Origin of the sequence: Niallia laureatilytica (assembly GCF_046613985.1) — a bacterium.
Classification (GTDB): domain Bacteria; phylum Bacillota; class Bacilli; order Bacillales; family Cytobacillaceae; genus Niallia.
Genome location: NZ_JBKKHP010000016.1, coordinates 51470 through 64329, shown reverse-complemented (window position 1 = coordinate 64329; position 12860 = coordinate 51470). Strand labels below are relative to the sequence as shown.

Sequence of the window (12860 nt, the reverse complement as noted above, 5' to 3'; positions counted from 1 at the left end):
CTGAAAAGTCTTAAAGGCATTTTGCTTTTAAGACTTTTTTTATTTATAACTCCCAAAAATCATGCTTCTTAAAATCCACTTACCATTACCTCAAAAAATGCTCATGCTATTACTTGAAAATCTACACAAATCCGACTATAGTTAAATATAATTTATCAATCCCCCCTCTAATACCTATAAAAATTTTTTCTCTAGGTTTGAAATTAAGCGATAATGGGAAAATTAATAAAACATCAATCTTGCTAAACGACTTTTTTATCATGTATAATTATAGTCAAATATAGTCAAAGTCAGAAGGGGGAGGCTTGGTGAGAAATATTTCGGATATAATTGAGCATTATTTAAAAGAAGTATTAGAGATGAGCGGAAAATCACTTGTTGAAATAAAACGAAGCGAAGTTGCCGACAAATTCGATTGTGTACCATCACAAATAAATTACGTCATCAATACCCGATTCACAATTGAAAAAGGGTATTTAGTTGAAAGCAAACGTGGCGGAGGCGGCTTCATTCGAATAATGAAGGTTCAATCACATGATTACGCTCATCTGATCGACCAATTACTTTCCCTTATTCAAAGTCGAATACCTCAAAGCAGTGCAGAAGACGTCATTTACCGTCTTGTTGAAGAAGAGGTCATAAATGAAAGAGAAGCGAAAATAATGCTAAGTGTTATTGATCGCTCTGTACTGTATCTTGACCTTCCATATAGAGATGAACTAAGAGCAAGACTGTTAAAAGCGATGTTAACTACCCTAAAATATAAATAATAATGTTAGTTGTGAGGTGAAAGCATGAATTGTTCAGAATGTAATCAAAGGCCTGCAACACTTCATTACTCCAAAATCATTAATGGGAATAAAACGGAATTTCATCTATGTGAACATTGTGCCAGAGAAAAGGGAGATTTGTTTACGGCAAATGAAACTCCGGGATTTTCATTCAATAGCCTGTTAGCCGGTTTACTAAACATGGAACCGAGCATTCAACATATTAAACATGACCCGTATCAAAAGGAAGCAGAGCTTCAATGTAAGGAATGCTCAATGACTTTCCCTCAATTCACGAAAATTGGGAGGTTTGGCTGTCCTAATTGCTATGAAACTTTCAAAGACAGACTTCAGCCAATTTTAAAGAGATTGCATGGAGGAAATGTCGAACATAAAGGAAAGGTTCCAGAAAGAGTAGGCGGACATATCTTAATCAAAAAGGAAATTGGCAAACTTAGAGAAACACTTAAAGATCTTATCATACAAGAGGAGTTTGAAAAGGCTGCTGAGGTAAGAGACGAGATTAGAAAAAAGGAAAAACAATTGGTTACTTTTAATGAGGGGAGCGAGTAAGAGTTGTCTTTTGAAAAATTCATTAATAAAGCAAAAACATCTTGGATGTGCTCAGATGGACCAGACTCTGACATCGTTCTGACCTCTCGAATAAGATTAGCTAGAAACATAAATTCCATCAAGTTTCCGATACTTTTCTCTAATGAAGAAGCAGAAACAGTGATTCAAAAAGTCGGTGAAAAGGTATCAGCACAGTCAAACGAAAGTTTTGACAACTTAGAACTACTTAAAATGGAAGATCTTCAGCAACTTGAAAAAAGGGTTCTTGTTGAAAAACATTTAATCAGTCCTCTTCTTGCCAATGATGCTGCATATGGAGCATGCGTTCTTTCTGAGGATGAGGAAGTAAGCATCATGCTCAATGAAGAAGACCACATTAGAATCCAATGTATAAAGCCTGGTTTGCAGGTTATGGAAGCATTAGAGAAAGCAAATAAAATAGACAATTGGCTGGAAGAGTCCATTGATTATGCTTATCACCTTGAGCTTGGGTATATAACAAGCTGTCCGACAAATATAGGCACTGGCTTAAGAGCATCTGTTATGATGCATCTCCCTGGGATGGTTCTAACCCAACAAATGAATAGAATTATTCCTGCCATCAATCAATTAGGTTTAGTTGTTAGAGGAATTTACGGTGAGGGCAGCGAAGCTTTAGGTAATATATTTCAAATATCCAACCAGATAACATTAGGGAAATCAGAAAGCGATATAGTAGAAGAATTAAAAAGCGTCGTGCATCAGCTTATTGAACAAGAAAGAGCTGCAAGAGAGGCATTAGTAAGAACTTCAAACATACAATTAGAAGATAGGGTTTTCCGATCATATGGAATCCTCTGTAACAGCAGAATAATAGAAACAAAAGAAGCAGCTAAATGCTTATCGGACCTTCAATTAGGTATCGATATGGGCTTTATTAAAAATGTATCAAAAGGGATACTAAATGAACTGCTTATCTTGACTCAGCCTGGTTTTCTGCAACTTTATTCAGGCGGGCAAATGAATCCAAATGATCGCGACATACGCCGCGCATCCTTAATAAGAGAAAGATTATTGTTGGAAACAGAGTAATTATATAATTGGGAGGATGACATTATGATGTTTGGACGTTTTACAGAAAGAGCACAAAAGGTACTGGCACTTTCACAAGAGGAAGCAATCCGCTTAGGACATAACAATATTGGTACAGAACATATTCTTCTTGGTTTAGTCCGAGAAGGAGAAGGCATTGCTGCAAAGGCACTGCAAGCACTTGGCTTAAGTCCTGAAAAAATCCAGGAGGAGGTAGAAAACCTGATTGGCAGAGGTCAGGAAGGTTCTCAAACAATCCACTACACTCCTAGAGCAAAAAAAGTAATTGAACTTTCTATGGATGAAGCAAGAAAGCTTGGTCATTCTTATGTAGGTACAGAGCATATTCTTCTTGGTCTTATCCGAGAAGGAGAAGGTGTAGCAGCACGAGTCCTCAATAATGTTGGTGTTAGTTTAAATAAAGCAAGACAGCAAGTATTACAACTACTTGGAAGCAGTGAATCGGGAAGCCATCAAGGCAGCTCTGCTGCAAGCGCAAATACTCCAACTCTAGACAGTCTTGCACGAGATTTAACTGCTATTGCAAGAGAAGGTAGTCTAGATCCAGTTATTGGTAGAAGTAAGGAAATTCAACGTGTAATTGAAGTATTGAGCAGAAGAACTAAAAACAATCCTGTTCTTATCGGTGAGCCTGGTGTCGGTAAAACGGCAATAGCAGAAGGATTGGCACAGCAAATTGTTCAAAATGAAGTACCTGAAATTTTAAGAGATAAAAGGGTTATGACTTTAGATATGGGTACAGTTGTAGCAGGAACAAAATACCGCGGTGAATTTGAGGACCGTTTGAAAAAGGTTATGGATGAGATTCGCCAAGCAGGTAACATCATTCTCTTTATTGATGAGTTGCATACACTGATTGGGGCAGGCGGTGCTGAAGGTGCAATTGATGCATCTAATATTCTAAAGCCTTCCCTTGCTCGAGGAGAGCTGCAATGTATTGGTGCGACTACATTAGATGAGTACCGCAAATATATTGAGAAAGATGCTGCTCTAGAAAGACGTTTCCAACCAATCACAGTTGATGAGCCTACTATTGATGAATCTATCCAGATTTTAAAAGGTCTGCGTGACAGATATGAGGCGCATCACCGTGTATCAATCATTGATGAAGCAATTGAAGCAGCAGTGAAATTGTCAGATCGTTATATTTCTGATCGCTTCTTGCCAGATAAAGCAATTGATTTAATAGATGAAGCAGGATCGAAGGTAAGATTAAGATCTTACACAACTCCTCCTAACTTAAAGGAACTAGAAGTTAAATTAGAGGAAGTGCGCAAAGAAAAGGATGCATCAGTCCAAAGCCAAGAGTTTGAAAAGGCTGCTTCCTTGCGTGACACAGAGCAAAGACTTCGTGAACAGCTGGAAGAAACGAAGAAGAATTGGAAAGAAAAACAGGGTCAAGAAAATACAGAAGTAACAGTGGAAGATATCGCAACTGTTGTATCAAGCTGGACTGGAATCCCTGTATCAAGATTGGCACAAACTGAAACAGATAAGCTTCTTAATATGGAAAACATTCTTCATAACAGGGTAATTGGCCAAGAGGAAGCAGTAAAAGCTATCTCCAAAGCTGTAAGAAGAGCAAGAGCCGGTTTGAAAGATCCAAAACGCCCTATTGGTTCCTTCATTTTCTTAGGACCAACAGGTGTAGGTAAAACAGAGCTTGCGCGTGCCCTTGCTGAATCAATGTTTGGCGATGAAGATGCAATGATTCGCATTGATATGTCCGAGTACATGGAGAAGCATTCTACGTCAAGACTTGTTGGTTCACCTCCAGGGTATGTAGGTTATGAGGAAGGCGGACAGCTTACTGAGAAAGTAAGAAGAAAACCTTATTCAGTTGTACTTTTAGATGAAATAGAAAAAGCTCACCCGGATGTTTTCAATATTCTGCTGCAGGTGTTAGAAGACGGGCGCTTAACTGACTCTAAAGGAAGAACAGTTGATTTTAGAAATACAGTACTAATCATGACATCGAATGTTGGTGCGTCTGCTTTAAAAACGAATAAATATGTAGGCTTTAATATTCAGGATGGTGAACAGGACTACAAAGATATGAAAGGACGTGTGATGGAAGAGCTGAAAAGAGCATTCCGTCCAGAGTTCTTAAACCGTATCGATGAGATTATTGTGTTCCATTCCTTAGAGAAGAAGCATCTTCAAGAGATTGTATCTCTAATGGCAGATCAGTTAGTAAGCAGATTGAAAGAACAAGAAATATATTTGACTATCACTGATGCTGCTAAGGAGAAGATCGCACAAGAAGGTTATGATCCTGAATATGGAGCTAGACCACTACGCAGGGCCATTCAGAAGCATATCGAAGACCGTCTGTCAGAGGAGCTTTTAAAAGGCACAGTCTTAAACGGACAGCATATTGATCTAGATGTGGAAGATGGGGAATTCACTGTAAGGGTGAAAGATACACAGCAATTGACAAACCTGCAAAAATAACGCTTAATATCATAAATGGCACACGTTTTACTATTGCGTGTGCCATTTATACTTTGTAAGAATAGAAGAGATAGTTAAAGGTAAGGAGATACAAGCATGGCGAAAAGAAAGACAAAGTTCTTATGTCAGGAATGCGGCTATGAGTCTGCAAAATGGATGGGTAAATGTCCAGGCTGTGGAAATTGGAATACAATGGTGGAAGAAGTAGAAAAGGCTCCAGCACAGAGGAAAGGGGCATTTGCTCATTCTCAAGGTGTGACAATAGCTGCCAAGCCTATTCCTGTAACAAGCATTGAGACAGTTAATGAGCCTCGAATTAAAACAGATCTAGAAGAGCTTAACCGCGTGCTCGGAGGTGGGGTGGTACCTGGTTCTCTTGTGCTTATCGGAGGAGATCCGGGGATTGGGAAATCGACACTGCTCTTGCAGGTATCTGCACAATTAGCCCTGAAAAAACAGTCTGTTTTATATGTTTCAGGAGAGGAATCACAAAAACAAACAAAGCTGAGAGCGGACAGGCTTGGAGTTATGTCTGATGATCTCCTTGTATATTCAGAGACAAACTTAGAGGAAATCAGCAGAACGATAGAAAACTCAAAGGTAGATTTTGTGGTAATAGACTCTATCCAAACAATTTTTCATCCAGAAGTCACTTCTGCCCCGGGGAGTGTCTCCCAAGTGCGAGAGTGTACAGCTGAACTGATGAGGATAGGAAAGACAAAGGGAATTGCCATTTTTATAGTTGGTCATGTGACAAAGGAAGGGTCTATTGCAGGCCCAAGACTGCTTGAGCACATGGTGGATACCGTTTTATATTTTGAGGGAGAACGACATCATACCTACAGGATATTGCGGGCTGTTAAAAACCGTTTCGGCTCCACGAATGAAATGGGAATCTTTGAAATGAAGGAATTTGGACTGGAAGAAGTCGAAAATCCATCAGAAATATTTCTGGAGGAACGTTCACAAGGTGCTGCTGGATCAACAGTTGTGGCATCCATGGAAGGAACAAGACCTGTGCTTGTCGAGATACAAGCCCTTATTTCTCCAACAAGCTTTGGAAATCCAAGACGGATGGCAACAGGGATAGATCATAATCGTGTGCCATTATTGATGGCAGTACTTGAAAAAAGAGTTGGAATGCTGTTGCAAAACCAAGATGCTTATTTAAAGGTTGCGGGAGGAGTTAAGCTTGATGAACCGGCGATTGATCTTGCTATAGCTGTTAGTATTGCATCCAGCTTCAGAGATAAGACCACAAGGGCGACAGACTGCATTATTGGAGAAGTAGGTCTGACTGGGGAAGTGCGAAGAGTATCCAGAATCGAACAACGAGTACAAGAAGCGGCTAAATTAGGATTTGAGCGCGTTATATTGCCTGCTAATAACCTATCAGGTCTTAGTGCTCCCAAGGGGATTGAACTGATTGGTGTCAGTTCTGTTGGAGAGGCGTTAAAAGCTGCCTTAGGAGAGTAACCGGACAAGTTCTATAGAAAAAACAATTGAAGTTGCATTATTGGTATGATAAAATGTAATGTTTAAATAATTTGACATTTAATTACCAAGAATGCTACTCTAAAAATAGCCAAAAAAGAACAAAAAGTTTGCTATTTAACTTTTTCATTACAAATAAAAAAATTCTCTGTAATATTAGGTTTCAAATTCGGGAATTTGTTTATAATGTGAAAGAGGAGGTGTAAGTATTGTTAAGACGGATTGTACAGGCATGTTTTTTAATTATTGGAGGGACTTTGGGAATCGTTTTTATTCCTGATTTATTAAATATGGTTAACTTAAATCATAATTTAATAAATAACCCTTATGTATCGGCAATACTTGGTGCCATTATTTTTTATTTTATTACTTTTTGGGCGATAGATTATATTGTTAATTTTATCAAGCTGGTGGAAGAAACCCTTGTTAAGGCTCCAATCACTGATATTATTACAGGAAGTGTCGGTTTAGCATTTGGACTGATATTAGCCTTCTTGATAGGCTATGCACTAACCGCCATAAAAGTACCGTTAATCAATACGGTCGCGCCTATTCTTTTAACTTTACTTTTTGGCTATTTAGGTTTTCAGGTAGGGTTCAAAAAGAGAGACGAGCTATCCACTCTTTTTGCAGCTAGAAAGAAGAAAGCAAATGAAGAGGAAGTATCAAAACCAGAAAAGAGCAATTTGAAAATTCTAGATACGAGTGTCATTATTGATGGAAGAATCGCTGACATTTGCCAGACAGGTTTCCTTGAGGGAACGATTGTAATTCCGCAGTTTGTACTTGGTGAATTACAGCATATCGCAGATTCATCTGATGCTTTGAAAAGAAACAGAGGAAGAAGAGGTCTTGATATCCTCAATCGCATTCAGAAAGAGCTTGCAATCAAAGTGGAGATTTATGAAGGCGACTTTGAAGAAATTACAGAAGTGGACAGCAAGCTTGTAAAGCTCGCTAAAATCACAAATGGTGTTGTAGTTACTAATGATTTTAACCTAAATAAGGTTTGTGAATTGCAAAAGGTATCCGTTCTAAATATTAATGACTTGGCGAATGCTGTAAAACCAGTTGTTTTGCCAGGGGAAGAAATGAAGATACTTATTATTAAAGATGGTAAAGAGCATAACCAAGGTGTTGCCTATTTGGATGACGGCACGATGATCGTTGTTGAAGAAGGACGCAACTTTATAGGAAAACATATTGATGTGCTTGTCACTAGTGTTTTGCAGACATCGGCAGGAAGAATGATTTTTGCAAAACCAAAGTTATTAGAAAAAGCATTGTAATGGATGGGAGTTTGTTTTATGGCTTATGAAGTCATTATACCGGCCGCGGGTCAGGGGAAAAGAATGGGAGCAGGGAAGAATAAACTGTTCCTTAAAATAGACGGTCTGCCAGTATTTATCCATACTCTCAAGGTGTTTGAAAAGGATGAAAACTGTAGCAAGATTTGGTTGGTTACCAGCCCCCAGGATAAACAAGAAATGCATGGACTGATAAAAAGGAATAAAATAACGAAAATTGCTGCAATCGTAAACGGTGGAGATGAAAGGCAGTATAGTGTCTACAATGCTGTAAAGGAAATTTCAGATGATGCTATCGTCCTTGTTCATGATGCCGCTAGACCATTCATCGACCTTCATCAGATGAAGGAGTTGACGGAAGCTGCAGCAGCGAGTGGAGCATCTGTCTTAGCGGTCCCAATTAAAGATACCGTCAAAAAGGTAAAAGACGGGGTAGTTGAAGAGACAGTAGAACGTTCTAGCTTGTGGGCTATCCAGACCCCACAAGCTTTTCGTATTTCCTTGTTAAAAGAAGCCCATGAAAGAGCAATTGAAGAGGGGTTTCTAGGCACAGATGATGCTAGTCTTGTAGAGAGATTGGGGCAAGACGTTAGAATTGTCATGGGCAACTATGACAATATAAAATTAACTACACCAGAAGATCTATATTTTGCAGAGGCAATCATACAAAAAATAAAGTATAAATCTTAACAGCAAAAGGAGTACAAGACATGTTGCGAATAGGACAAGGTTTTGATGTGCATCAACTAGTAGAGGGGAGACCGCTTATAATCGGCGGTATTGAGATTCCTTATGAAAAAGGACTGCTTGGACACTCTGACGCAGATGTGCTTTTACATACTATAGCAGATGCTTGCTTGGGTGCTATAGGAGAAGGAGACATTGGCAGGCATTTTCCTGATACAGATCAGGCTTTCAAGGACTTTGATTCAGCAGTTCTGTTAAAAGAAGTTTGGAGTATGGTGAAGTCAAAAGGCTATGAGTTGGTGAATGCTGATTGTACAATTATGGCACAGCAGCCAAAAATGGCGCCGCATATTAAGGAAATGCAATCTAGAATTGCTGAGCTGTTGGAAACACCGCTTGAAAACGTAAATGTAAAGGCGACAACAACAGAGAAATTAGGATTTACAGGAAGAGGAGAAGGAATTGCCTCTTTGGCAGTTGTTCTTTTACAGAGAAAAGTGTAGTAACACTCTTTTAATGGAAAATACTAAGTGATAGAATAAACAAGAAATATTTATGAAACAAATTCGAGGAGGCAGAACCATGAGTAACGAAATACGTGTTCGTTATGCCCCAAGTCCAACGGGACATTTACACATAGGGAATGCGCGTACTGCATTATTCAATTATTTATATGCACGCAATTTGGGTGGGAAGTTTATTATCCGAATTGAGGATACAGATAAAAAACGTAATATCGAAGGTGGAGAGCAAAGCCAATTAAAATACTTAAAGTGGCTTGGCATAGATTGGGACGAAAGCGTAGATGTCGGTGGAGATTTTGGTCCTTACCGTCAATCAGAGCGAAATGACATCTATAAAAAATATTATAATGAATTGCTTGATCGCGGATTAGCGTATAAGTGCTACTGTACGGAAGAAGAAATTGAAGCAGAGCGGGAAGAGCAAGTAAAGAATAATGAAACACCGAAATACTCCGGCAAATGCCGTCATTTGACTAAGGAAGAACAGGCGAAACTAGAAGCGGAAGGCAGACAGCCTAGCATCCGAATTAAGGTTCCAGAGAATGTTGTGTATGAGTTTGAGGACATGGTCAAAGGATCTGTTTCTTTTGAATCAGAAACAATTGGGGATTATGTTATCGTTAAAAAAGACGGCACCCCTACATATAACTTTGCGGTTGCTATAGATGATCATCTAATGGAAATTTCCCACGTTCTTAGGGGAGATGACCATATTACAAACACACCTAAGCAGCTGATGATTTATGATGCGCTTAATTGGGAGAGACCAGTGTTTGGCCATATGACTTTAATCGTCAATGAAAGCAGAAAGAAACTGAGCAAACGAGATGAATCTATTATTCAATTTATCGAGCAATATGAAGAGCTTGGCTATCTGCCAGAAGCACTTTTCAACTTTATTACCCTGCTAGGTTGGTCTCCAGAAGGAGAGGAAGAGCTCTTTACGAAGGGAGAATTCATCAAAATCTTTGACGCAGCAAGACTTTCGAAGTCACCTGCTCTCTTTGACCAGAATAAACTGGCATGGATGAACAACCAGTACATTAAAAAGGCTGACCTAAGCAAGGTCATTGAGCTGGCGTTACCTCATCTTATTAAAGCAGGACTTGTTGAGGAGAACCGTTCAAGTGAAGAGGACATGTGGGTTCATAATCTAATCGGCTTGTATCAGGAGCAAATGAGCTGTGGTGCTGATATTGTCGGTCTATCTACATTGTTCTTCAGTGAAGATATAGAGTATGATGAAGAAGCAAAAGAGGTATTATCTGGTGAACAAGTGAAGGAAGTACTGTCTTCCTTTAAGGAAGAGCTGGATGCTTTGAGTGAATGGACTGCAGATAATATTAAAGCTGCCATTAAAAAAGTCCAGAAGGCTACAGGCCAAAAAGGCAAAAATTTATTTATGCCGATTCGTGTAGCTGCAACTGGTCAAACACATGGACCAGATCTTCCTAAAGCAATTGAATTGCTTGGATCTTCTAAAATTGAAAAAAGATTATTATCTCTAATTGGTTAACATTCTGATAAAAATGTAATATAGTAAAGGAAAACCAAATAAATAATAAATCGTAGAAGAGGAAAAGTAAAAAAAGGATGCTTTTTAGAGAGAACCATCAGCGGCTGAAAGTGGTTCAAGCCTCTCCTTTTTTGAAGTGCCCCTCTGAGTCCTATATTGAAAAACGAAAAGCAGTTTCTAGGTCTTTTGTTTAGTAAATAGAGGCGGTTCCTAACCGTTAACAAGGTTTGAGTGGAGATTATTACCTAGGGAATAATCTAAACAGAGTGGAACCGCGCATATAAAAGCGTCTCTGTCTTTATGGACAGAGACGCTTTTTTTTGTAGGTATAAAGCAAAGTTGGGGGAATATAAACGGCTTTCATGTAAATAGAGAAGGAATTGGGAGGGTTAAAATGTTTAAGCGCATTAAAGAAGACATATCAGTAGTATTTGAACAAGATCCTGCAGCAAGAAGCACAATTGAAGTAGTCCTTACTTACTCTGGATTGCATGCGATTTGGCTTCATCGCCTTGCGCATCGTTTTTACAAACATAGATGGTTTTTTCTTGCCCGCACGATATCTCAATTCAGCCGTTTAGTAACTGGTGTAGAAATACACCCAGGAGCGACGATTGGAAAAAGACTCTTTATAGATCATGGCATGGGAGTTGTTATAGGGGAAACTTGCGAAATTGGTGATAATGTGACGATATTTCAAGGGGTAACCTTAGGAGGAACCGGGAAAGAAAAAGGAAAGAGACATCCAACGGTCAAGGATAATGCGTTAATTGCAACTGGAGCAAAAGTATTAGGTTCGATAATTATTGGTGAGAATGCAAAAATTGGAGCCGGTTCTGTTGTTTTGAAAGATGTTCCGCCAAATTCCACAGTCGTAGGTATTCCTGGGACGGTAGTGGTGCAGGATGGTATTAGAATAAAAAAAGACTTAAACCACTCCGATTTACCTGACCCATTTGCGGAGAGAATGAAGGAATTAGAGAATGAGCTGCTTCATTTAAAAACCGAATTGAAAGAGCTGAAAAAGGAAGGGAGATATAGGTAATGCCTATTCAAATTTATAATACATTATCAAGGGAAAAAGAAGATTTTGTACCTTTAGAAGAGGGTAAGGTTAAAATGTATGTTTGCGGTCCAACCGTATACAACTATATTCATATTGGAAATGCAAGACCAGCAATAGTATTTGATACAGTAAGACGCTATCTAGAATTTAGAGGCTATGATGTAAACTTTGTTTCTAATTTCACTGATGTAGACGATAAATTGATTAGGGCTGCCAATGAGCTTGGAGAAGAGGTTCCTGCTATTGCAGACCGCTTTATTGAAGCTTATTTTGAAGACGTTACTGCACTTGGTTGCAAAAAAGCAGATACCCATCCTCGTGTAACAGAAAGTATGGATATCATTATTGAATTCATCGCAGCGCTAATTGATAAAGGCTTTGCTTATGAGTCAGAGGGAGATGTCTATTATCATACTAGAAAATTTGAAGGATACGGTAAATTATCGCATCAATCAATTGATGAGCTTAGATCTGGAGCAAGAATAGCTGTTGGTGAAAAAAAGCAAGATTCTCTTGATTTCGCTCTATGGAAAAATGCAAAAGAGGGAGAAATCTCTTGGGAAAGCCCGTGGGGACAAGGAAGACCAGGATGGCATATAGAGTGCTCAGCAATGGTTAAAAAGTATTTAGGGGACACAATTGACATTCATGCAGGAGGACAGGATCTAGCCTTCCCTCATCATGAGAATGAGATTGCCCAATCAGAGGCATTATCAGGAAAGACGTTTGCAAACTATTGGATGCACAATGGCTATATTAATATTGATAATGAGAAAATGTCTAAGTCGTTAGGTAACTTTATTACAGTTCACGATATTCTGCAGATCCACGATCCACAAGTATTAAGATTCTTTATGCTGTCGGTTCATTACCGCAACCCAATCAATTACAGTGAAGAAGTACTAGAGAATACAAGAGCTGGATTGGAGCGTATTAGAACTTCTTACGATAACTTGCTGCACCGCAAGGTTACAAGCACTGACCTAACGGATACGAATGAAGAATGGCTGAATAAAATCACTGATTTGCATAATCAATTCATTGAAAGTATGGATGATGATTTTAACACAGCTAACGGTATTTCCGTGTTATTTGAACTTTCCCAGCAAGCTAATTATTACTTATTGGAAAAGACAACGTCAGCGGCTGTCATCAATGCGTTTATAAAAGAATTTGAAGAGCTTTTCGGAGTGCTTGGGCTTTCGCTTGCGCAGGAAGATTTGCTTGACGAGGAAATAGAAGCACTTATCGAGAAACGAAATCAGGCACGCAAAGAACGTAATTTCCAATTGGCTGACCAAATTAGAGACCAATTGAAAGCGATGAACATCATATTAGAAGATACGCCACAGGGCATTCGCTGGAAAAGAGGGTAAT

At 38.9% G+C, this 12860-nt stretch carries 11 protein-coding genes and 1 other annotated feature; all 11 genes read left to right on the top strand.

From position 1 onward, the window contains the following. Positions 1-308 precede the first annotated feature (308 nt). The 11 genes from ACLIJJ_RS24610 (at position 309) to cysS (ending at position 12859) form a co-directional block, all read left to right on the top strand. A complete protein-coding gene (locus ACLIJJ_RS24610; protein WP_192486452.1) occupies positions 309-770 on the top strand; it encodes a CtsR family transcriptional regulator in 462 nt (153 codons plus the stop codon). A 24-nt stretch (positions 771-794) separates the two neighbouring features. Then, entirely contained in the window at positions 795-1343 is a 549-nt protein-coding gene (gene mcsA / locus ACLIJJ_RS24605; RefSeq protein ID WP_233318650.1) for a protein-arginine kinase activator protein McsA, read from the top strand. Positions 1344-1346: 3 nt separating this feature from the next. Beyond that, positions 1347-2414: a protein-arginine kinase McsB gene (gene mcsB / locus ACLIJJ_RS24600; protein WP_192486450.1), complete on the top strand. Its 1068-nt coding sequence runs from the start codon at positions 1347-1349 to the stop codon at positions 2412-2414. 24 nt (positions 2415-2438) lie between these two features. Beyond that, entirely contained in the window at positions 2439-4889 is a 2451-nt protein-coding gene (gene clpC, locus ACLIJJ_RS24595; RefSeq protein ID WP_192486449.1) for an ATP-dependent protease ATP-binding subunit ClpC, read from the top strand. 96 nt (positions 4890-4985) lie between these two features. Further along, the gene (gene radA, locus ACLIJJ_RS24590; protein ID WP_192486448.1) at positions 4986-6365 is read left to right on the top strand and encodes a DNA repair protein RadA; all 1380 of its coding nucleotides are present in this window, start codon (positions 4986-4988) and stop codon (positions 6363-6365) included. A gap of 227 nt (positions 6366-6592) precedes the next feature. Next, the gene (locus ACLIJJ_RS24585) at positions 6593-7672 is read left to right on the top strand and encodes a PIN/TRAM domain-containing protein (protein WP_192486447.1); all 1080 of its coding nucleotides are present in this window, start codon (positions 6593-6595) and stop codon (positions 7670-7672) included. A gap of 18 nt (positions 7673-7690) precedes the next feature. Next, positions 7691-8380 carry a 2-C-methyl-D-erythritol 4-phosphate cytidylyltransferase gene (gene ispD, locus ACLIJJ_RS24580; RefSeq protein WP_192486446.1) on the top strand — a complete coding sequence of 230 codons (690 nt, stop codon included), beginning with the start codon at positions 7691-7693 and terminating at the stop codon, positions 8378-8380. Between the two features lie 20 nt (positions 8381-8400). After that, entirely contained in the window at positions 8401-8880 is a 480-nt protein-coding gene (gene ispF, locus ACLIJJ_RS24575) for a 2-C-methyl-D-erythritol 2,4-cyclodiphosphate synthase (RefSeq protein ID WP_237940531.1), read from the top strand. Positions 8881-8959: 79 nt separating this feature from the next. After that, positions 8960-10417, top strand: coding sequence for a glutamate--tRNA ligase (gene gltX, locus ACLIJJ_RS24570; RefSeq protein WP_411411841.1), 1458 nt, complete (start codon positions 8960-8962; stop codon positions 10415-10417). 44 nt (positions 10418-10461) lie between these two features. After that, positions 10462-10714: a binding site (T-box leader), on the top strand. 97 nt (positions 10715-10811) lie between these two features. Next, positions 10812-11462, top strand: coding sequence for a serine O-acetyltransferase (gene cysE, locus ACLIJJ_RS24565; protein WP_192486443.1), 651 nt, complete (start codon positions 10812-10814; stop codon positions 11460-11462). Then, positions 11462-12859 (top strand): cysteine--tRNA ligase, encoded by a 1398-nt coding sequence (gene cysS / locus ACLIJJ_RS24560; protein ID WP_411411840.1) that lies wholly within the window; start codon positions 11462-11464, stop codon positions 12857-12859. Before cysE ends, cysS begins: the two co-directional genes overlap by 1 nt. Position 12860 lies beyond the last annotated feature (1 nt).